Origin of the sequence: Nostoc sp. DedQUE09 (assembly GCF_034530915.1) — a bacterium.
Classification (GTDB): Bacteria; Cyanobacteriota; Cyanobacteriia; order Cyanobacteriales; family Nostocaceae; genus Nostoc.
In genome coordinates this window covers 1-21,396 of the sequence record NZ_JAVRCE010000016.1, presented here as the reverse complement: position 1 = coordinate 21,396, position 21,396 = coordinate 1, and the positions used below count along the sequence as shown (strand labels likewise).

The following is a 21,396-nucleotide window of genomic DNA, read 5'->3' as shown; positions in this document are numbered from 1 at the left end:
ATTATGAATGGTATTTGTACCCTTGGCAATGATTATGTTTTCGATCAACTGGTGGCTTTGCTCAACAGTATTGATGTTATCTTAGGGCCAGAAACTCCTGTTTGTATCTATCCTTTCGACGATCGGACACAACGGATTGCTGACGAAATAGCTAAACGCCCTAATGTATTTCTTTACGATGACCAAGAATCAATCAACCGCTGGGATCAATTTATGCTCGCAGCAGCGCCAGAACGATTGAATCGGAGTAAATCCCGTCTTTATGGCGCTCACCGTCGTTTTTGCGCTTTTGATGGGCCATTCGAGAAGTTTATCTATTTAGATGCAGACACCTTGGTAATGAACTCACTAGCGACAGTGTTTGAAAAGCTAGAGAGTTATGATTTTGTAGTCTACGATTTCCAATTTACAGACGTTAGTAAAATATACAATGTTAATTCTCCCAAATTACTAAAAGTTTTTGAGCAAAAGCGCATTGATTCTGAAATATTTTGCTCAGGCTTTTATGGAGCCAAACAAGGACTATTTGCCTCTGAAAAAAGAGATTGGTTAATATCACATTTACAAAATGGGGAGTCAGAAATTTTGTATGGTGGTGCTGGCGAGCAACCATTAATCAACTACATGGTAATGAGGTCTAATCTTTCTATTTATAACTTTGCTCGCCAATTGCCAGATCATGAAAAAACAGGATGTTCTGCTAGCTCCAAACACTTCGAAGAACGAGAACATCTTCTTTACGATCGCGGTAATAGACTAACTTATCTCCATTACATTGGGATTCCTCCTAATATAAATCAAGCAGTCTGTGCAGGAGAAAATATTGACTTTCCCTATCGAGAGTTATTTCTCTATTATCGTTACTTACACGAACCAGAAAAGCGTCCAGTATTTAACAATCCTCCTAAAAATTATAATGACACTCCAGTACCAAATTTACTTACCAGAGCTTTGCAAAAACTTAAGTTAATTAAACAAGGATAATTTATGAGTAGTGGTATTTATATCGTTGCCAATGACCGCGTTATCGATAATGCTATTGCTCTGCTCAATAGCATTCGTTACTATGACCCAGAAGTTACCGTTTATCTCATACCTTTTAATGACAATTATCACAAGGTCGCAGAACAGCTTGCTAGCTTACACAACGTCCAAATTTTCCCAGATTTAGAACTTATTGATACCTTTACCAAACGCATCGGCGAAATTTTTGACCGAGATTTCCTTGCCTTACCCAACAAAATGCGTAAATTGGTGGCGTGGTTTGGGCCTTTAGATGAATTTATTTATATTGATACGGATATTGTCGTTTTTGAAAAAATTGCCGACAATTTGGACAAACTTTCAGAAGTCGATTTCTTCTGCTGTGATTATCATCATGCTAATGAAAAGCTGCGAAATATTTTTTCCCCATTGGTAAAAGAGCAGCAAATTTTTTCCGATGCCCAACTTCAAGATGTTTTCAACAGCGGTTTTTGGGCTTCCAGAAAAGGAATTATTACCGAACAACAAATGGATGAAGCTTTACGCGAGTGTGCAGCACATCGCGAATATTTTGATTTTTCTCAAGGAGTTACAGACCAACCAATTTTAAATTATCTTGTTCTCAAACTAATTTCTAAACGTGGAAATCTCGTTAAAATTCCTGGGGGAGGGCCTGGTAGTTGGGCCGGTTCGCGAAATTTCCAACAGCAAGATTACGCCCTGTATGACCGAGGACAACGACTGAAATATCTCCACTGGGCTGGTACGCGGATGAAAACTGGTAGTCCCTATTGGCAATTGTGGGAACACTATCGCTATCTCCATGAGGGTAAATTTGCCTTCATCCCCAAACTGACTCGCCGTTTATTTCCCTTTGTTTCTGCGCGTACTTAATATTAGGAGTATCCCAATGATTGATGGTATTTACACCTTAGCGAATGATGTTGTATATGACCAACTAGTTGCTTTGCTCAACAGCATCGAAGCTAATGCTGGTAGAGAAATTCCTGTTTGTGTAATTCCATATAATGACCAGCTAGAGAAAGTAAAGGCAGAAATTGCATCTAGAGATAATGTTACTTTATTTGAGAATTCTGATTCCATAGCCTACTGGGAGGACTTTGGCTCTCGTATTTGGAAAGCTCACCCAAGGGCGTTAAAGCTATGGCGAGAATATGGTTTGCCAGATAATTATCGCATAGAAAGGCATCGAAAACTCTGCTGTCTAGATGGGCCATTTGACAAGTTTATCTTCTTTGATGGAGATACCTTATTAATGAAATCACTCGATGATGTTTATCAAAAGTTGGATGAATATGATTGGATTACAAATGACTTTCAATATAGATCCGATTTGAATTATATTTTCAACTGGACAGAAGATAAGCTAGCAGAGATTTTTCCTATAGAAGATATTAGGAATCAAATTTTTTGTTCTGGTTGGTTTGCTTCTAAAAAGGGTGTTTTTAACGATGCTAATTTAGCAAATCTACTAGCAAACTTAGAAGCAGGTGAAGCTGATGCACTGGCATGGGCAGATTCCGATCAAACAGTTCTCAACTATTTAGTTTTACGTAGTGGAATTTCTTACTACAATTACGCTTATCACGGTAAAGCGACTGGTTGTCATTGGACTTCTAAATTTGATGTTGTAGATAATATTCTTTACGACCAAGGGCAAAAATTGACATACTTACACTATATGAGTGTATCTTCTTCAGCTTTTACGAGGCTTTGTGGGGGGGAAGATGTTGATATTGCTTACCGCGATGTTTTCTTATATTATCGCTATTTAAAGTCACCTGAAAAACGTCCTCAAAGCTTTAAGCGCCCCAGCAAGCTAACACTTCTGCAAAAATCCACTAGTAGCTTTATTCAGCAAAGAATAAACAATATTAAGCTGAAGTATCGCAACTTCAAGCATAGAATTGCTCAATAGACATTTAAGAGAGTTTCAGACTCTCTTGAATGTTAAAGTCTTAATTTCCAACTCTTTTTTAAGAAAAAGAATCTAAATCTAAAGATTGCATACCTTCGCGTTGTATAAAGGCCATCATACTTCCCAACTGCAACCAAACTAGCAAACAAGTAAATAGACTAATTGGTAGACCGACTTCTAAAGCCAAGGATGGGGGAAAGCCAAATATCTCTAAGCCTGAAGACATAAATAGACAAGTACCGCCTGTTATGCCGATAAATGGTACAAGTAATTGTTTTAATGAGGAACGTGGCTGAGTATTTTCTGCTCGTTCGCTTGGCCAGTTCTGCACAATTACTTTTAAAGTACCAGATAATGCCAAACCAGATGTTAATGCTATCAAAAAGCCAACAATTAAGAGAAAGTAAGGCGGTTGCTCAGGAAAATAATACATGAAAACTCCTAATTTATAAAGGTTTTTTACTTTTTATTTGTTGACTGGTTCTCAGCAAAAGACCCAAGTAATGTCGCTTTTGGCAGGATAGCGGCTGCTCCTTCTCTGGATAACTCTGTTAAAATCCCGATCGCTACATTTAATAAACGATCCGGTTTTAAGTCATCTTTAACCAAGTTCCACAGGCGTTGGATATCTTCAGTGTGCAAGCGGTCATCTTCAGTCAGAGCAAGCACCAACTGTCGCCTTAAAAACTTGCCTTCTTCCGATATTAAGTATTGGAACCCCATCTGCGCTGTGGGCAATACATCAAAGTTGTTATCGGTACGAGCGATCGCAATCAAATTCTCTAACCGCTGCCACTGAAATTTACCATCTTTGAACAACACATTCAATAATCGTCGCCGTAATTCTGGCGATTCTCCTGTCAGTAACCGCCGCGCTATATAGGGATAACCCACTTCAATAATTTTGAAATCGGGGTTAAGGCTAAGGGCAATACCTTCTTGGGTAACTAGAGAACGAATAATCAAAGCAAACTTTGCCGGAACTCGGAAAGGATACTCATACATCAGTTCCGAAAATTCATCGGTAACAGTTTTGAAGTTAAAATCTTTGACATTTTTGCCAATAGCGTTTCCTAGCACCGCTTCTAGTGCTGGCACTATCGGGCAAATATTCGTATCTGGAGTCAGAAACCCTAATTTTACAAAGTCTTCGGCTAAGTCGGTATAGTCTTTATTCACCAAATGCACTAGTGCATCGACCAGCGTTTCTTTGGTGCTTTCTTCCAACTGATCCATCATGCCGAAGTCAATATAAGCCATACGACCATCGGGTACAGCAAACAAATTGCCAGGATGAGGGTCAGCATGGAAGAAACCATATTCTAAAAGCTGTTGCAATCCTGATGTAACACCAATTTGGATGATTGCTTCTGGGTCTAAACCTGCTTCGCGGATGTGTTGAGTATCTGTTAGCTTGAAGCCGTTAATCCATTCCAGGGTTAAAACGTGGGTATTGGTATAACGCCAATAAATGCCTGGAACTTTTACTTGTGGGTCATTATGGAAGTTGCTAGCAAATTTCTCGGCGTTGCGGCCTTCATTAATATAGTCAATTTCTTCAAATAACTTCGTGCCAAACTCGTCCACAATTAGAGTTAGGTCGTGACCGAGATTTAAAGGCAGCCAAGGAGCTAGCCAACCTGCTGCCCAACGCATTAGATATAGGTCGCGTGTAATCACTGGGTGTAAGTTGGGGCGTTGCACCTTCACGGCGACTTCTTCGCCGCTAACCAGACGACCCCGGTATACTTGACCCAAGCTAGCAGCAGCAACTGGGTGAGGTGACAGTTCGCTAAAACTTTCGTGAATTGGACGGCCTAGTTCACTTTCGATAATCTGGTAAGCGATCGCATTATCGAAAGGTGGTAACTGGTCTTGTAACTTGATCAGTTCTTCTAAAAAATCTTTGCGTATCAGGTCAGGTCTGGTGGAGAGAGCTTGACCAACTTTAATAAAAGTCGGGCCGAGGCGGGTGAGCAGTTCTCGTAACTGGATAGCTCGTTTACCCTTGTTCTGCTCAACTTTGTCTTGCCACTCGTCCCACTTCAGACTGAGTATAAATCCTGCAAAGGAGGAGATAATTCTCAGCAGTCGCCCCCAGGCTATCCACGGACGATAACTATAGTAGCGAGCGATCGCATCTGGATTATAGAGTTTTAGTTGAGCAGGTTGATACTGACCCACGCCTTTTTTTGCCTCTTCAACTGAAAAATTTACAATTATTGTTTTTCTCCTGACTTACAAGTTAGTTGTAAGTTCAGGATAGCGGTAGTCTTCTGTCTAAAATAACTAGAACTCTACCCTTTGGGGTAGCGATCGAGGCGATTTTAGCATCTGTTACTGCCTAGATTTATTTATCTTTTTCTTAATTATACTTTATAAAACTACAACTATTTATCCAACTTTTAGATGATTTTATCTTTTCTTAACTTTAATTTATATAAATACAAATATAAATATCTACCTATATATGCAAATTGAAACTCAGTAACCGCTCATAACATAAAGATCCCCGACTCATAACATAAGTCGGGGATCTTGGTACTATGTTTATTTATCCCTGTGATTTTAAGTGGAAAATAAAATTACAGCATCAACTAAAACCTTGGTAATTGGTAATAGCTTTGCCACAATTACCAATTACCGATTTTTAATTATCATGTAATGCTATTTAGATTTGGCCTCCAAGTTTTCTAAACGGCTTCTCAATTCCTGATTTTGTTGTTTGAGTTGGTCGAAATCTTCACGCAGTTGACGCAGAGTTTTTTCTGAACCAATATTCTTTTGCACCTTAGAAATTTCTTCTTCAGCAGAGCGACGTACACGCCCATCAGCTGTTTGTTCAGCTAGCGATCGCAAAATCCCCACGGCTTTGGGTGTTTCCATTTGTCCTAATGCTGCTGCTACCGACACTTGCGTTAAAAAGAAGCTTTCTTTGGCTAGTTCTGTTAATTTTTCTAAAATCCGTTCCAAATTAACTGGACTTTGACCTACAGAAATCTTTCCTAAAGCGCGAATTGTGGCTAAACGTAGGGGTTGTGGCACACCGAGTTTGGTGTATTCTAGCAGCAGATTTAAAGCTGCTTCCGAGGTTTTGAATTCAGCTAAACCAGCGATCGCCCCACTTCGCACGACTTCATTCCAACCCGCCTTTTCTTCTAAAACGGATTTCAGCAGCTTTAAAACCTTGTCTTCCTTAGGTTTTTCTTCTAAGTTTGCCGATGCGATCGCCCCGATCACACGAGAAGCCGCTGCTTCCACGTAATAACTAGGATCGCCCTTTTGCACTAACCCTCTGATAACTTTATAGCTTTCAGCAGTTTTGATTTGAGTAAGTGCTTCCACTACAGCTCGTCGCACATAAGCATTTTTATCTTTTAACCCAGCAATTAAGCCATCAAAAGCTTGATCCAAATTGATTTGGGCTAGTTGTTTTGCCACTTCCACCCGCACACCCCACAATGGGTCATTTTTTAGCGATGCAGACAGTGCAATGATAGCTTCTAGCCCACCTTTTTTCGCCAAAGCTGCTGCTGCATAACTACGCGAAATCGGGTCTGGATCGAATTCTAACTGTGCTTTTAACTCCGCGATTGGATATTCTAAAGCTACTGTTTTTAGGTAATGATTTCCAACATCAAAGCTAATAAATTGGGGTTTATTTTCTAGGGGAAAGTAGAAGCTTTGTTCGCGTTCATTCACACGGACGGTGAAAGTTTTGAGTGCTGAGAATGAAGTGCTGAGTTTTCCGTTACTCCTGACTTCTCCTTGTTGGGTATAGCCAAAACCAATAGGTATTTTTAAATCAAACAAATCCTTACTGCCATTTTTACCTTCATCAGCTTGGGTTTGAGTGACTGTAATTTTTGCTAAATTAGCATCTCCATCCCAAGAGTAAGCTACTTTAAAATCGGGATGACCACCACGATAAACGTATTGGTCAAACAGGAACAAAAGATTACGTCCGGTTGCCTTTTCAATCGCCCTGAGTAAGTCTACTGTTTCTACGGTTTTGTGGGCATTATCTTGGACAAATGTTTGAATTGCCTGCCAAAACAACTCATCTCCCAATTGGGCCCGAATCATGTGATAGACACAAGATCCTTTTTCGTAGATGTGGCGATCGTAAAGTTCAATAGCTTCTCGGTAAACGTGCGTTACCATTGGACGGCGATAACGGCTGCTGTCTTCACTTAAGTAACGACGAGCTTCCAATAAACGATAGTAAGCTGCTTCTTCTAGACTATATTCTTGTTCTGTCCACATCACCTCAGAGTAAGAAGCCATCCCTTCTTTAATCCAAGCATGGGACCAATGCTTAATCACCACCAAATCACCAAACCACTGGTGCGCCAGTTCGTGAACGACTAAAGCTTCGGTGTTGCGATTATCTAAGGCGGCACGTTCATCCAGCAAACATCTATCTGTTAAGAGTGTTGTGGAGGTATTTTCCATGCCACCAAAAATGAAGTCATCGACGCAAACTTGGGCGTATTTCGGAAAAGGATATGGATAACCATACTTTTGGCTCAAAAATTCGATCATTCGCGGAGTTTTTTCCATGCTGCGTTTAGCATCTTCCTCCCGTCCCTTTTCCACATAGTAGGTGACAGGTTTACCCTTCCACTCATCTCGAATTTCAGCAAAATCGCCTACTGCTAAAGTCATCAAGTAGGTAGGATGAACTTGTTGCTGTAACCAATGATAGACTTTATAATCACCATCTTCTATGGTGTCAATTAATTCACCGTTGGAAATTGCCACGAGAGGGTTGGGAACGCGGACACGAATTTCCGAAGTAGACAGTTGTCCTGGATAGTCAAAGCAGGGGAACCAAAAGCGAGAGTCTTCGTCTTCACCTTGAGTCCAGACTTGAGTAGGCTTGTTTGGGTAGTGCTTATCTGGTTGAATAAAATAAATACCGCGTTGCGGTTTTGCCACTGAGTAAGCGATCGCAATCAGCAAGCGTTGACCAATCTGGGTTGCCTGAGAAAGTTGAATAGAAAGCTGTTCCCCGTCATAGTCAAAATTTTGTGGCACTTCGTCCACCTGCACAGACTCGATATTTAGGTTGACAGCATCCAAAGTCAAACGATCAATACCATTACGGATTGGCAAGAGGCGAATGCTACAACTGCCCTGATAGCTTTGCTTGGGTATATCCAAGCTGAGATCGAGAAAAATATGCTCTACCTGTCCGGGGCGATCGGGGTTGTAGTGTGGTCTTGCTCCCGGTAACTCAAAAGGTTTGTGTCCGTTATTATCTGTATCAAAATAAGACTGCGACATTGATGCTTACTGACCTTGTAATCCTGAAAAGTCTGGCTTGGTTGGATGTAGTTAAGTAAAATAGCGGTGTTTGATGTATTTCCCAAATCAACAGGGCATTATGGAGGTGAGAACTCCCCTTTGGGATTGGGAGATTGAAATTAATCTCACCCGAACTTCCGAAGATCGGCTACCGATCCTGAGATTTTTTCTATATCCCTGCCGCACTTACTTTTCCTGATGTTCTGCACTTTTTTGGCATTGAGTCAAGAGTCTCTTCTCCCTCTATAGATTCTCATTAAGTACAAATACTCCTAATTATTTTTATAACTTAGGATAGCTTGCTGCTAAACACGCTACTTTGTTTAAAATGAACAGCATATCATTTGCAAATTCGCTCCTCATCTGATTGAAGTATTTTTGAGAGTAATTTTAGACCGCTAATTTATAGGATTACTAATTTTATCAGTAAATACCAACTGGAGTTGAAACTAGATGTAGGATACCAGTTGCGTAAGAGTAAAATAATCGATTTTTGTCTCCGTAAAAACTCCCATACTGGCGAGTGCCTGTAAAAGTCGCTCAGAGAGTACGCTTGTAGATTGATTTTGCGTTTCCCAAATCTTCTTAACTTTTTGAACAAATCGGCAAGCGATCGCTAGCTTGTTTGCTGTATAGATGGACTGGGAGATCCAAGTACTATAGCAATCTGAAATCATTCCTAAAGAATCAGATTCCCAACTTCATAAGAGTTGTCGGGAATCTCAGCCTTGCAATTTTTACAAATCAGATAGGATTGCTATGTATTTAATTTGCAAAAACCCATTTGTAATGAAAAATCACTTTTAAGTTGGATGTTTACTGATTGAGACATGACATTTAACTGAGAATTTTTATGATTAATATCTGATTCATCATGGATGTCAAAAGCAACAATTTTCTGCAAGTGGGAGGTAGATGTGCAACTTCTCAATCAGCGTGCTGCTGAATCCTTTTGTCATGGGTTAGTCTAGCGATGGATTAGCGGAAATTATTATAAATCCGAAAACTCTACAGTGACACTTGTATAAATCTCGGTGACAATCTGAGCAAAAGAGGATAACAAAATGCCTGAAAGTAAATCAAAATTTCTCATTCCTGCTGTTGGTGCTGCCGTCGTTGTCGTAGGAAGTATAGCGGCTTATACGTACTTTAAAGGCTCACCAGGAGGTACATCAGACGCTCTAGGTAGCGCTAAAGTAGTACCTTCAACAGCACTGATGGCAACTTATATTACTACTGACTCTGAAGCCTGGGCAAAATTACAGCAGTTTGGCACTCCAGAAGCACAAAAGTTAGTGGCAAAAGGTCTGGAAGATTTCAATAAGCAAATTTTTAGTGACAGTAACGTTTCTTATGAAAAAGACATAAAGCCTTGGGCTGGTAGTGTGATGATTGCTGTATTGCCACCAAATCCTGTAAAATCGGCACAGTTAAAAGTGCCCTCTGGGACAACTAATGTACCAACAAATTTACAGCAGGAATCAAATATCTTGATAGTGGTGGGAATCAAGGACAAACTCAGTGCGTTAAATTTTGCAAACAAATTGAAGTCACAAAAAGGGGTGAAATTACAGGAATCTGACTATCAAGGTCAAAAAATTATCGAAACTACACAAAATGGCAAGCCGACGTATAGCGTTGTTTTAAATGATAGTCAGTTGGTATTAGCCCCCGAAAAGCAAGCTGTAGAAAAAGCAATTGACACGTTTAAGGGACAGTCTTCTTTTGCCAATAAAGAAGGTGCTAGCAGCATTCTTAAAGGAGTGGATCTTAAAAACAGCCTCGCCCAAATTTATGTACCAGACTATGCCGGAATGATACAGCAATTAACTGCTGGAAATCCCCAGGCAAAGCAATTACCCCCACAAACCCTGACGCAACTGAAGCAGATAAAATCTGTGGTAGCGGGTGTTGGTGTTGATGATGCGGGAGTACGGGTAAAAGCGATCGCTAATTTAGATCCGCAATTAAATAAATTTCAGTATCAATCAAGTCCTGGGAATATAGTCGGGCAATTTCCTGCTGATACCTTTGCTCTGATTAGCGGAAATGGCATCAGCCGTGGTTGGGAAGTGCTAGTAGAGCAGTCAAAAGATTATCCAGAAATGAAGCAAGCTCTGGAACAAGCACGAGGACAACTGAAATTCGCCAATATAGACCTAGATAAGGATATTTTTGGCTGGATGAATGGGGAATTTGCCTTTGGTGCAATTCCATCAAATCAAGGAGTATTAGCGAGTGTTGGTTTTGGAGGTGCTTTAGTATTTGATACTAGCGATCGCAAAACTGCCGAAGCCACCTTGACAAAATTGGATACCCTTGCCAAAGCCCAACAAATCAACGTCGCCAACAGAAATATCGGTGGTAAAAATGTAACTGAATGGCAAATACCCCGACAAGGAGCTTTATTAGCACATGGTTGGCTAGATCAAGATACTGTATTTGTAGCTCTTGGTGGCCCAATTGCTGAGGTTGTTAGCGATCGCAAAAATCCATCTCTCGACACTAGCGACGCCTTCAAAGCCGTGACTGGTTCTTTGCAAAAGCCCAATGGCGGCTATTTCTACCTAGATATGGATAAAACTAAAACTGTGCCCCTGATCAATAGTTTTGTATCATCTAACGCCGATACTATCACTATCCTAAATTCCATTCGTGGTCTTGGTTTTACTGCTATTAGCCCCGATAAATCCACTAGTGAATTAGAGGTATTGTTAGCTCTCAAGCCTACTGCAAAGTAGGGCATTAAAGTAGGGCATTGGGCATGGAGTATGGAGTATGGAGATTGAATATTTCTCCCTCACTTCCTCATCTCCCACCCTACGGGAAGTTAAAGCTACATCTTCCTCAGTCTTTTTCTTCTCTACGAGACGCTGCGCGTAGCTTGCTTCCCTGTAAGGGTACAATTAATTTTGAATTTTGAATTGATTTCTCCTTCATCTCCCTACTCACAAAACTTGATTATTCCGAGATTCCAAGTTTTGGTTCAGCCTATCTAAGGCGCCAGTCAATCTTTCTTGGGCTACAAGGTTAGGATCTGGCAAGGGTTCATCGGCTACTTCTTCTTGTCTCTTGAATTTTTGTAAGGCTCGAATTGCCACAAATAAAACTAAGGCAATGATTACAAAGTCAACTATTGCGCCAAGAAACTCACCAATCTTGATTCCTGGACTAATGGTGATTGTTCTCCAGTCTTTGCCACTAAAACTAACCAAGGGATTAATCAATGGCATGATCACATCTTCAACAAAGGAAGTGACAATCTTGCCAAAAGCACTACCAATGATCACAGCGATCGCCAAGTCAACTACATTGCCTTTAAGGGCAAATTCTTGAAAATCTTTTAAAAAGCCACTTGCTCTTCTTCTTGCTCTGGCCATATTTAACTCCAATAAGCGAACTTACTGTACTTTTCTTTATAAATTGCACTCAGTTTTTTGCCATTCTTGTTGAGACAAATGTTGCTAAGTATGAAAATTTTACCAGTCTTGAATAAAATTCTCTGATAAAAATAAAATGTAACCCAGCATCATTCAAATATTCTCAGAACTTTGCTGCTCTGCAAATGTCAACTTTCTATAATATTTGTTGCATGGGGCAAGCCAAAGGAGGCAGACTGCCGTTATACAATTCAATTCATTTCTAGACTGCTGTCTAGCAACTATGTCATAAGTAGAAAAGGCTGTTAAATGCAAACTAATTTATGACTGCTGCTGTAAACACTAATCCTGGTTTAGCTTCCCGCTTGGTAAATGGCATACTGGCAATTCAGCCTTTAGCTAATCTAGCCAAGCATCAAGCTAGACAAATGATGATTAAACGTGCCGAGAGAATTGGTGTGCCTTGGACACAAGAAGTTGAAACACTACAGGCGCATGATTGGAAGGCTGATTTAGCTCAAGTAGAAAATCCTCAGCTTTCATACCCAGAATACTATTTGCGGACATTCCATGCCTACGAAGGTGGAAACCTCAGTTGGAAAGCCGCTTGCGAGTTGGAAGTTGCTGCTCGTACTGTCCATGCTGGAATTTGGCAAGATGCTGGAGCAGAAGGAGATGCTAAACTGCGCCAAAGTTACCACGATATCCTCAAAGCGCAAATCCCCAATCAACCCCAAGACATCTTAGATTTGGCTTGTGGTGTGGGTTTGAGTACATTTACCATGCAAGAAATTTATCCTCATGCCAAAATTACAGGCTTAGACTTATCTCCCTACTTCTTAGCCGTTGCCAATTACCGCGCTGGGCAACGTCAAGCTAAAATTAACTGGCTTCATGCCCAAGCTGAATCTACTGGGCTACCTGATGCCTCGTTTGATTTAGTTTCCATTTTCCTGATGTGCCACGAATTACCCCAATCAGCAACCCGACAGATTTTAGCTGAAATGCGGCGCGTGTTGCGTCCGGGTGGCTACTTGGCAATTATGGATATGAATCCCAAATCTGAAGTTTACAAGAAAATGCCAGCCTACATTTTGACCTTGCTCAAAAGTACTGAACCTTATTTAGATGAATATTTTGCTTTAGACATTGAGCAGGCTATTGTTGAGGCGGGTTTCCAAGCTCCCACTATCACCAACAATACCCACCGTCACCGTACAGCGATCGCTCAGGTGAGTGGTTGATTTATCTCTACTGTTGTGGGCAGCAATACCACCCTTACTGCTGCTAGGCTACTACTACTGTCGGATACCATTTGCCCCACCTCTGTTAAAGTTACTGATGTTCTTTATCATTGGGGCAATATCTGGTTTTTTAGCCCTTAGACTCGAATGGGATTTTGAAAATTTAGCGAACTCTTTTGTAGGCTGGCATCAGATTAAGCGATCGCTTCTTGGTACAGCCTTGCGTCAGCTTGTGGAAATAGGCCCAATTGAAGAAGGCTGCAAGTTGGCTGCGGTTGTTATCCCAAGCTACTATCTGCAACGCAAGTATCGATTACTTCACTCTAGCGTTTTCCTCTTTGCGATCGCTGTTTCCCTTGGATTCACTGCCGAAGAGAACTGGATTTACTTTTTCCACGGTACAGCATCAGTTTTTGAACGTACTATCGGCACGCCAGTCCATGCTATGTTTTCTGCACCTTGGGGATATGCATTAGGAATCTATATTTCTTCTAAAAATCGCTTAAATCGAGACAAAAAATTTATTTTTAGGGCTTGGCTAAATTCTGTAATCTGTCATGCTCTAGTGAATGTCCTATCTAGTGCTTGGGGTTATTCATTACCCCTACGTTTCCTAAGTTACGGTTTATTTCCGTTTCTGTTGTGGATGTTTTGGCGGCTGGAACAATTACTGCGAAAAGTGCAAGGTAAACCTGTAATTACCCTGATTTCAGAACGTACAATCCAGCGCCGTTACTGGCAGAGGAGTTTAGTGTTGTTTGCCCTCGTGCTAGGTGGAAATGCTATTTTTGGGTTGTTTCTCTTAGTCAGGACTGTTAGTCCTTTGAGTCCGTCAAAGTTTTTTGACACTTATATTTTGTGGTTTATATTTAGTCGTTTTTTACTAAATCTCTTTTTTGGAGTTTTAGCGTGGGGCATTTATCGCTATTTGCGACATTCCGTCCGTCGTCGGTATTTTTAAAATATGATTTAGGAAAAGGCTAGGTGGTTTCTATGCAAACAACTCCAGTGCGTTGGACGACTGCTGATCTAGAGCTATTTGCTAGCGATCGCAGAAATCGCTATGAGATTATTGATGGAGAACTATTTGTGACTAAAGCGCCTAACTGGGATCATCAAACGAGTTGCGTCAATATTGCTACAGCTCTTAAGATTTGGTCAGATGAAACTGGTCTAGGTAAAGCTGCGATCGCACCTGGAATTATTTTCTCAGATTCGGACAATGTGATCCCTGATGTAGTGTGGGCAAGCCATGAACGCTTAAAAAATTTACTAGATGAAGCTGGACATCTCACAGGCGCACCGGAGTTAGTAGTAGAAGTTTTATCTCCCGGTGAAAAAAACGAGAAACGCGACAAAGAAACAAAGCTAAAGCTGTACTCAGTACAAGGAGTTCAAGAATATTGGATTTGCGATTCTGTACAAAAGAAAGTTGAGGTTTATCGACGCGAACAGGCTGCATTAAAGTTAGCAGCTACCTTATTCAATCAAGATGAACTGACAAGCCCTTTGTTACCTGGTTTTAATTGCTTAGTAAGTAAACTTTTTTAGCTGGGCATGGGCATGGGGATTATATACATTCCCTATGTCCTATGCCTAATTTCCAATTAGCTAAACTTGTGCTAGTACTGGTTGATTCACGGATGCGCTGACTGAATCCGATTCAGACTCCGTGCAGTAGATTTCACAGGAGTTATTCGGACTTTCAATCAATTTTACTTTGTAAAGTTTAGCTCCCAATTCCTGAATGGGCGATCGCAGTAAGTTACTAATGTAAAGTGCGATATTTTCAGCAGTGGGTACAACTTCGGCAAAATAGGGAATATCTTTGTTTAAAAATGTGTGATCGAATGGCTCTACCACATAATCTTCTACCACTTGATTCAGGGCACCTAAATCAATAATCATGCCAGTACGTGGGTCAATTGCCCCTTTGACAGTGACTTCTAGATGGTAATTATGTCCGTGACCGTTAGGACGAGCGCACTTACCATAAATCTCAGTGTTTTCTTCGTTACTAAGGTTAGGATGAGCTAGCCGATGGGCGGCGCTAAAGTGAGTACTGATGGTGAGGTAGGCTTCCATTGCGTTTCCCATATAATCTGCCCAAAGTTCAGGATGTTCAAATAACTGCACACGGACTAGAGGCAAATGAGGTGCTAGCCGTTGCCAGATAATCCGTGCAATATTCTCAGTGGTAGGCAGAGTTTGTTGAAATTCTGCCCACACATCATTGAGATAAGAGAAGTCCAATTGACTGGTAACTTCCCGTTTAATTACGTGTTTCACATCAGACAAGTTCAGCACCATGCCATATTCATCCAATTCCCCGGCTAGGGAGATAAATAAGACATAGTTATGCCCGTGTCCCGGAAATCTAGTACCAGCACCAAATTTCTCAATATTCTCGGCTTCACTCAGTTCTGGCAACCAATAACGATGACTTGCTGAAAACTGGGCGCGGCGATTAACAATGCATTGCATGAGTACACTATTAGCAGAATTTAAAATTTCTTAATCTTTTTCTGCTTCCAGCATAAACTAATTCCTAAGTTATGTGTCATTAGTCATTAATCATTTGTCCTTTAACATCCAGTGATATTGACCCATGCCTAATGCCCAATGCCCGAACCAATGACTATGTAACAGACGCTTGTGCTTCACAGTGCAATCTCGTAGCTATGCGGAATAGTTCATGACCTGTGTGTAAATAACGCTCATCGTAGTTTAAAGGAAAGTAACCTAATTCATCGAGTCCATCTCCTACTTGATCGAGGCTGTAATAAAGGTGAGCGGCTGTTCTTGCGAGACTAGGGGGATTTGGCAGGGAGCGAAAAGTAGTTTGTGCCTGCTTGAGGTCATCTCGACAGGTTTTTAAGTATTCCTGAAATTCATCTAACAACTCATCATCAAAGGGATCGGCAGCTAATTGCTCCATTTGTTCTTCTAAAGAATAAAGAATCGTACAAAGCAAGCGATTGACTGGTTGGTAAACTTGGCGCAGCCATTCTTCAACTTGCTCGTCAACATCACGTCCGGTTTTTCGTGTGGTCTGGTAATGCTGTTGGGCTGATGCTGTACGCTGTTGGCGATCGCTATTTAATTTTTGGGAGTCATCTTGCAGTTCTTGGTCATAATTGCGGCGATTTTGGTTGTCGCCTAAGACTTCATAAGCTGCATTGATGCGGATAATTTGCTCGCGATCGGCTGTTTCCTGATTACTGTCAGGATGAAACAACTTAACCAAGCGGCGATAAGCTTGCTTAATCTCCGCTTGGCTTGCGCTTGGACTAACTTTGAGAGTTTCGTAATGGTTAGAAACGTGCTTAGAATTGACCATTAATTCAATGTATTGTTAACTGACGCTAGCGGCCAATCTTGCCTCTAGGTCTTGGAACAACGGTGTACTCAAATACCTCTCACCAAAACTGGGCTGAATCATCACAATTAAACGTCCCTTATTTTCTTGACGTTGGGCGACGCGAATTGCTGCACATAAAGCTGCTCCACTGGAAATGCCAGATAGTAGCCCTTCTTCTTTTGCCAAACGCCGACTATAAGCGATCGCTTCTTCATCGGTGACGGTAATCACTTCATCAATCAATTTTATCTTTAATACTTGGGGAATAAACCCAGCACCAATTCCCTGGATTTTGTGGGGCCCTGGTCGTCCCCCAGATAAAACTGGGCTATTGGCTGGTTCAACTGCGATCGCCTTGGAATTAGGCTTGCGTTCTTTAATCACTTCTGCTACACCAGTGATCGTACCACCTGTACCCACTCCTGCCACAATTATATCGACTTGTCCATCGGTATCTTCCCAGATTTCTTCTGCCGTAGTTTCCCGATGCACTTTTGCATTAGCTGGATTGCGGAACTGCTGCAACATATAGGTATTTGGTGTAGTATTAACTATTTGCTGCGCTCGTTGAATTGCCCCACTCATACCTTCCATTCCTGGTGTTAGTTCCAGTTCTGCCCCGTATGCTCGCAACATTGCCCGACGCTCTCCACTCATCGTCTCTGGCATTGTCAAAATTAATCGATAACCCTTTGCTGCTGCTGCCATTGCTAGGGCAATACCGGTATTTCCAGAAGTGGGTTCTACCAATACTGTCTTCCCAGGAGTAATTAGCCCTTCCTCCTCTGCGGCGTTAATCATACTTACCCCAATCCGATCTTTAACTGATGCCGATGGGTTCATACTTTCCAGTTTCACCACAATTTCTGCAACACATCCTTCTGTTTGAGGAATCCGGTTTAACTGCACTAGAGGGGTACGACCAACTAGTTCTGTAATGTTACGAGCTATTCGCATAAATTAGTCCTTAATTATTAATTATTTGTTATTGGTCATTAGTTATCAAAAAATGACAAATGACTCTTGACTAAATGTAGTACATGACATCTAATTGCCGCCGCGAATCTCTTTTTTCGCAAAGATCCTGGAGCGTATATTTTTGTAAGACTGAATTTGCCGCGCGACTTGCTTCTTGCCAAATTTCTTCTATAACTGAACTGTCTATGCTTTTGGAATTAACGTTTTCTTCACCAGCTCGCGCCTCTAAGCCTTCTAAACATTCCAAAATCTCAAAAAGGATGATTTTTCGGGGTTCTCGCGTTAATAGATAGCCACCTTTTGATCCACGCTGACTTTTAACTATACCGCCACGCCTCAAGGTTGCTAGTAGCTGTTCCAGATAGCGATCGGGTATGTTTTGTTGTGCTGCAATTTGTCGAATTTGCAGCGGTTCGCCGCTTTCGTAATGAGCGGCCATCTCTAATAAGGCGAGAATTGCGTATTCCGATTTACAGGATAGTTCCACAAGCAGCAATAAGTTAGGGGTAGAAATTAGGAGTTAGGAGTCATTAATCTAGAATTCAAAATCTCAAATTGGTAGAGTTAAGATACTACGCGATATGTAGCTTTATACCACCAACTTCTACTAAAAAAGCTCGCTCAGAGAAAGCTGTTCGCGGCGTAAGTCACTTGTAGAGTGGGCATTACTCTAGTCTATTCATATCAAACCCGCCATAACTCCTAACTTTTCTATTATACTCCGGTTAACTACTGGGGTTTATCCATTATTACCGAAAACAAAAACCCCACCTCATGGCGGGGAGAAATAGAGTTCAAAATTGTCAGTAGATAATCAACACTCTAGAAGGTGAAAGTAGTTCTGAGCGTACCGATAATAGCATCATCGTTATCGCTGTTTTGACCAGGAGAGGTCAACCAGATTACACCAGGGGTTACAGAGATATTATCCGACACACGATACTTGTAGAAACCTTCAACATGATAGGGTATATCATTGTTGCCCCCAAAACCTGGGCGGTTAAAGGAATAGGGTTCTGCACCAGCAAAAATCCCTAAAACGTTACCTTTTTTACCGAAATCAGGTAAGGCTACCCCTAAACCATAGCTCCAAGCTTGATAATCATCATCTGCACCTACACCTGTGACGTCATGGTAAGAGACGAATCCACTAATGGACAGTTTGTCGCTAGGTCTAAAGGCAGCCGACACACCGTAGGAGTTGCTGCTAGCTGGGGTTGCTACACCTCCTGCAAGACCTGCTGCATTACCTAAAAAGTTAGCTTGTCCAGTACCTACATCAAAACCTCCAGTATTTCCGTCTGTACCAGAGTCGAATAAAGCACCACTTGCGCTATATCCGTGGACGTAGGTAGCAGCTAAAGCTATGCGATCGCCAACACTAAAGTTCAACTGTCCGAGAGCTGCATAGTCGCCGTTGGTCAGACCTGAACTAAGAGTAGGATCGTTAGCTTGTGATGCTAAGTAACCCGCAGTGATTGAGCTATTTCCTAAAATACCTTGACCTTTACCAAGGGGTACATTGAGCGCTATACCAGCACCACCACCAATCCGATAAATGGGACTTTCAGTAGCAAAGGTAGATAAAGCGCCGTTACCGCCGTCAGTGTTGTCAAAAAAGTAAGGGTTATTGACAGCAGTATAATGGCTGTGTCGTCCACCACTAGCTGCGAGATAAACTTGGGCTGGACCTATAGGAGCTTCATAGGTCAAACGGTCTATCCTGACAGAATTGTTACCAGTGCTACTAACTTCAAAGGTTTGTGTACCTTCAGCAGTATTGATAGCACCACCAGCGTTATCAAATTGTGTAAAGGCTGTTGCATTACCAGCTGCGAGACGGGTATGTAAAACGTCTCTACCAGTGAAGCTGGTTTGCAAGTCCAAACGTACCCGATCTTGGAAGACAGTATTATTGTTGTCACCAGTGGTACCTCCAAACACATCAGTAACTGCAAAAATTGCTTCACCGACTAGTTTTGTGGTGGTGGAGAACTGATTCGCTTCCAATTCAGCAGTCCGCGCTTCTAAGGAATCTACGCGACCGCGTAGGGTTGCCAATTCTGCGGAAAATTCTTCTTGCAACCGTTGTAAGGTGGCTAAATCTTGTTTTGTTACCAAGTCAGCTGTTGCAGTGGCGATCAACTCGTTAACCCGATCCAAACAGGCATTCAAACCAGCGGCAAATTCATAACGGGTCAAAGCACGATTACCACGATAAGTGGCATTCGGATAACCTGCAATACAACCATAACGCTCAACCAAGGACTGCAATGCTTGGAATGCCCAGTCGGTAGGTTGTACATCGGAAAATTGGGAAACCGATGTTACTTGAGACTGAGAATTACCTTGGTTGCCTTCGTTGCTGTAGCGATTAACTTGATCTATGGTTGTCTGAGCCAATATTTCTGGCTGTTGGGCAACTTCGCTTACACCTAGTTGTTTAGCTGCTGATACTTGTGTGGTTGGGTTTGGGGCCGCCATTGCTGTTGCCGAAACTAACAATGTTGCTCCCAAAACTGCTGGGCTAACCACTAAGCATTTCCACAATAGATTAGACATCTTAACTTTACTCCTCACACCTTGTTTAGATAATTGGTTTCGTTGCACCTAATTCTCAAAAATGCGACATCTCATTGAAACCTGTGAATGAGATATAGTTGCCACTACTACAATTCTAGTTTTTGCAAAGCTAATAAACGATTAATTTTGGGTTAAAAACTTATGTGATTAACTTATGCAAAAACATATCTTTATATCATAACATTATAAAACATCTGATCTAGATGGCAAGATTGGAGCGATCGCCTTAATAACTGTCACACATACTTATCCAAATATCTAAGCAGGGAGTAGAGTTTAGGTCATTCGCTCTCTACGCAGGCTAAGTTGCTGAAAGCTTTAGACACTTAGCAGTTTGCCATCAAAAATCACTTCTAACACTTACTCATAGTATAAATCTCCTACCACTTAGAACGCACTGGCTCGGCTATACAAACTTTATATGCCAGTGACTTGCTGTTGTCTGTTGCAAGATGTTAGAAGAAATCACTTAATTGATCTGGGAAATCACCCGTGCTACATCAAAGTCTGGCTGCGTCAATCCGCCTGCATCATGTGTTGTAAGTGTAATCTTCACTTTATTATAGGAAATCTCTATATCTGGATGATGTCCGGCTGACTCAGCCGGCTCAACCAGTTTATTGACAAACTCAATAGCTTCAATAAAATTTTTAAATGTACGGGTAATGTGCAACTTGGAATCTTTAACAGTCCAATCTGACAAAACCTTTGCCTGTTCTTGAATTTCCGCTTCGGTGAGTAGTTGTGCCATATTAAGAAATTCCTACTTATATAGTTACAACATTTTGCATCTGACAAAGGCAAACACCTTTTATTCTCCACACGGAAAATATGGAAGGATAAATTAAGCCACAATAATGTGTATGTCTAGGTTTAAATCAGACTTGGCAGATAGACACTATTTCGAACATTTGGTCATACTCCAAGGTTTAATACAAGATATTTATTCTTTTTAAGAAAACTTAATTAGGTTGCTTTTATCCACGGCAGCGATCACTATCTATCTTTTAAAAGTAACCATTGATAAAACAAAAATTACCTATAAAAAACTATCCGCCCTGATTTAGATCGGATGATCTAAGTCAGAGCGGTCTAGCGGGTCTTCAGGTTGCAACCAGACTGCCGGAAGGAACTCCGAGCTTGCCTAGCTAGTTGAGCTAACTTAGTATCTCAAAGATAACTAAGGCTAACTTTTAGAGAACAGCCCCGGCACACAGCCGGCTAACTGCAACCTGATGACCCATGCATTTACTACTTTCTATCATGGGCATCACCTCCTTATTGCCTAAGCGGTCTTAGTTTTAAAAGGGCAGAGTATTTACTCTGGGTTTATAACCTTCATCTAACATAACACATAAATTTAGAGATATTAACCAATATATAAAAAATCTCCCACCTTTTTGATGGGAGATTACTGGAGAATAGTGAAAATTGACGCTTTATTGGCTGATTACAAGGAGATTATTTTATCTGGGTGTGTCAATTTTCGCCAACCACAACCCTAATTCAAGTCATGGTCAAATTTGAATTCTTAGAGAGCATTACCGCGAGGTAGAACTTCTTCAGGGAATACAAATTGTTCGTGGGGTTGATCTTGAGGAGCCATCCAAGCGCGGA

17 protein-coding genes and 1 pseudogene are annotated in these 21,396 nt (G+C 41.3%); 7 read left to right on the top strand and 11 right to left on the bottom strand.

The window, feature by feature from the left end; all coding sequences use genetic code 11:
• Positions 1-3: 3 nt before the first annotated feature.
• Genes RMY27_RS12805 through RMY27_RS12795 form a run of 3 tightly spaced genes read left to right on the top strand, consistent with a single transcriptional unit; the run spans position 4 to position 2,923 of the window.
• The gene (locus RMY27_RS12805; RefSeq protein ID WP_322663674.1) at positions 4-984 is read left to right on the top strand and encodes an Npun_R2821/Npun_R2822 family protein; all 981 of its coding nucleotides are present in this window, start codon (positions 4-6) and stop codon (positions 982-984) included.
• A gap of 3 nt (positions 985-987) precedes the next feature.
• Entirely contained in the window at positions 988-1,878 is an 891-nt protein-coding gene (locus tag RMY27_RS12800; RefSeq protein ID WP_322663672.1) for an Npun_R2821/Npun_R2822 family protein, read from the top strand.
• 16 nt (positions 1,879-1,894) lie between these two features.
• A complete protein-coding gene (locus RMY27_RS12795; protein ID WP_322663670.1) occupies positions 1,895-2,923 on the top strand; it encodes an Npun_R2821/Npun_R2822 family protein in 1,029 nt (342 codons plus the stop codon).
• A gap of 58 nt (positions 2,924-2,981) precedes the next feature.
• On the opposite strand, the gene RMY27_RS12790 is transcribed toward RMY27_RS12795, so the two are convergent.
• From RMY27_RS12790 to RMY27_RS12780, 3 genes are all read right to left on the bottom strand, one after another.
• Complete coding sequence (locus tag RMY27_RS12790) at positions 2,982-3,356, bottom strand: hypothetical protein (protein WP_322663667.1); 375 nt, start codon at positions 3,354-3,356, stop codon at positions 2,982-2,984.
• Positions 3,357-3,382: 26 nt separating this feature from the next.
• Positions 3,383-5,107 (bottom strand): AarF/ABC1/UbiB kinase family protein, encoded by a 1,725-nt coding sequence (locus tag RMY27_RS12785; RefSeq protein ID WP_322663665.1) that lies wholly within the window; start codon positions 5,105-5,107, stop codon positions 3,383-3,385.
• Positions 5,108-5,590: 483 nt separating this feature from the next.
• Entirely contained in the window at positions 5,591-8,212 is a 2,622-nt protein-coding gene (locus tag RMY27_RS12780) for a M1 family metallopeptidase (RefSeq protein WP_322663663.1), read from the bottom strand.
• A 1,085-nt stretch (positions 8,213-9,297) separates the two neighbouring features.
• Between RMY27_RS12780 and RMY27_RS12775 the strand changes: the two genes are divergently transcribed.
• The gene (locus RMY27_RS12775; protein ID WP_322663661.1) at positions 9,298-10,974 is read left to right on the top strand and encodes a DUF3352 domain-containing protein; all 1,677 of its coding nucleotides are present in this window, start codon (positions 9,298-9,300) and stop codon (positions 10,972-10,974) included.
• A 207-nt stretch (positions 10,975-11,181) separates the two neighbouring features.
• Here RMY27_RS12775 and mscL read toward each other — a convergent pair whose 3' ends face one another.
• A complete protein-coding gene (mscL, locus tag RMY27_RS12770; RefSeq protein ID WP_322663659.1) occupies positions 11,182-11,613 on the bottom strand; it encodes a large conductance mechanosensitive channel protein MscL in 432 nt (143 codons plus the stop codon).
• A 323-nt stretch (positions 11,614-11,936) separates the two neighbouring features.
• Between mscL and RMY27_RS12765 the strand changes: the two genes are divergently transcribed.
• Genes RMY27_RS12765 through RMY27_RS12755 form a run of 3 tightly spaced genes read left to right on the top strand, consistent with a single transcriptional unit; the run spans position 11,937 to position 14,408 of the window.
• The gene (locus RMY27_RS12765; RefSeq protein ID WP_322663657.1) at positions 11,937-12,857 is read left to right on the top strand and encodes a class I SAM-dependent methyltransferase; all 921 of its coding nucleotides are present in this window, start codon (positions 11,937-11,939) and stop codon (positions 12,855-12,857) included.
• Complete coding sequence (locus RMY27_RS12760) at positions 12,850-13,818, top strand: PrsW family intramembrane metalloprotease (RefSeq protein WP_322663655.1); 969 nt, start codon at positions 12,850-12,852, stop codon at positions 13,816-13,818. Before RMY27_RS12765 ends, RMY27_RS12760 begins: the two co-directional genes overlap by 8 nt.
• 32 nt (positions 13,819-13,850) lie before the next feature.
• Positions 13,851-14,408 carry a Uma2 family endonuclease gene (locus tag RMY27_RS12755; RefSeq protein ID WP_322663653.1) on the top strand — a complete coding sequence of 186 codons (558 nt, stop codon included), beginning with the start codon at positions 13,851-13,853 and terminating at the stop codon, positions 14,406-14,408.
• A gap of 60 nt (positions 14,409-14,468) precedes the next feature.
• Here RMY27_RS12755 and RMY27_RS12750 read toward each other — a convergent pair whose 3' ends face one another.
• From RMY27_RS12750 to RMY27_RS12720, 7 genes and pseudogenes are all read right to left on the bottom strand, one after another.
• Entirely contained in the window at positions 14,469-15,341 is an 873-nt protein-coding gene (locus tag RMY27_RS12750) for a 6-carboxytetrahydropterin synthase (protein WP_322663651.1), read from the bottom strand.
• Between the two features lie 154 nt (positions 15,342-15,495).
• Positions 15,496-16,197 carry a J domain-containing protein gene (locus RMY27_RS12745; RefSeq protein WP_322663649.1) on the bottom strand — a complete coding sequence of 234 codons (702 nt, stop codon included), beginning with the start codon at positions 16,195-16,197 and terminating at the stop codon, positions 15,496-15,498.
• Positions 16,198-16,212: 15 nt separating this feature from the next.
• Positions 16,213-17,175: a cysteine synthase A gene (cysK, locus tag RMY27_RS12740; protein WP_322663647.1), complete on the bottom strand. Its 963-nt coding sequence runs from the start codon at positions 17,173-17,175 to the stop codon at positions 16,213-16,215.
• A gap of 70 nt (positions 17,176-17,245) precedes the next feature.
• The gene (locus RMY27_RS12735; protein WP_322663645.1) at positions 17,246-17,683 is read right to left on the bottom strand and encodes an Rrf2 family transcriptional regulator; all 438 of its coding nucleotides are present in this window, start codon (positions 17,681-17,683) and stop codon (positions 17,246-17,248) included.
• Between the two features lie 335 nt (positions 17,684-18,018).
• Positions 18,019-19,758, bottom strand: coding sequence for an iron uptake porin (locus RMY27_RS12730; protein ID WP_322663643.1), 1,740 nt, complete (start codon positions 19,756-19,758; stop codon positions 18,019-18,021).
• Positions 19,759-20,248: 490 nt separating this feature from the next.
• Complete coding sequence (locus RMY27_RS12725; RefSeq protein WP_322663641.1) at positions 20,249-20,530, bottom strand: 4a-hydroxytetrahydrobiopterin dehydratase; 282 nt, start codon at positions 20,528-20,530, stop codon at positions 20,249-20,251.
• Positions 20,531-21,310: 780 nt separating this feature from the next.
• Positions 21,311-21,396: pseudogene (locus tag RMY27_RS12720) on the bottom strand (photosystem II protein D2); the annotation flags it as partial.

Bases quoted from the DNA above. Each gene is read 5' to 3' on its own strand.
- RMY27_RS12805 (WP_322663674.1), top strand. From the start codon at position 4: ATGAATGGTATTTGTACCCTTGGCAATGATTATGTTTTCGATCAACTG.
- RMY27_RS12800 (WP_322663672.1), top strand. From the start codon at position 988: ATGAGTAGTGGTATTTATATCGTTGCCAATGACCGCGTTATCGATAAT.
- RMY27_RS12795 (WP_322663670.1), top strand. From the start codon at position 1,895: ATGATTGATGGTATTTACACCTTAGCGAATGATGTTGTATATGACCAA.
- RMY27_RS12790 (WP_322663667.1), bottom strand. From the start codon at position 3,356: ATGTATTATTTTCCTGAGCAACCGCCTTACTTTCTCTTAATTGTTGGC.
- RMY27_RS12780 (WP_322663663.1), bottom strand. From the start codon at position 8,212: ATGTCGCAGTCTTATTTTGATACAGATAATAACGGACACAAACCTTTT.
- RMY27_RS12775 (WP_322663661.1), top strand. From the start codon at position 9,298: ATGCCTGAAAGTAAATCAAAATTTCTCATTCCTGCTGTTGGTGCTGCC.
- mscL (WP_322663659.1), bottom strand. From the start codon at position 11,613: ATGGCCAGAGCAAGAAGAAGAGCAAGTGGCTTTTTAAAAGATTTTCAA.
- RMY27_RS12765 (WP_322663657.1), top strand. From the start codon at position 11,937: ATGACTGCTGCTGTAAACACTAATCCTGGTTTAGCTTCCCGCTTGGTA.
- RMY27_RS12755 (WP_322663653.1), top strand. From the start codon at position 13,851: ATGCAAACAACTCCAGTGCGTTGGACGACTGCTGATCTAGAGCTATTT.
- RMY27_RS12750 (WP_322663651.1), bottom strand. From the start codon at position 15,341: ATGCAATGCATTGTTAATCGCCGCGCCCAGTTTTCAGCAAGTCATCGT.
- RMY27_RS12745 (WP_322663649.1), bottom strand. From the start codon at position 16,197: ATGGTCAATTCTAAGCACGTTTCTAACCATTACGAAACTCTCAAAGTT.
- cysK (WP_322663647.1), bottom strand. From the start codon at position 17,175: ATGCGAATAGCTCGTAACATTACAGAACTAGTTGGTCGTACCCCTCTA.
- RMY27_RS12730 (WP_322663643.1), bottom strand. From the start codon at position 19,758: ATGTCTAATCTATTGTGGAAATGCTTAGTGGTTAGCCCAGCAGTTTTG.
- RMY27_RS12725 (WP_322663641.1), bottom strand. From the start codon at position 20,530: ATGGCACAACTACTCACCGAAGCGGAAATTCAAGAACAGGCAAAGGTT.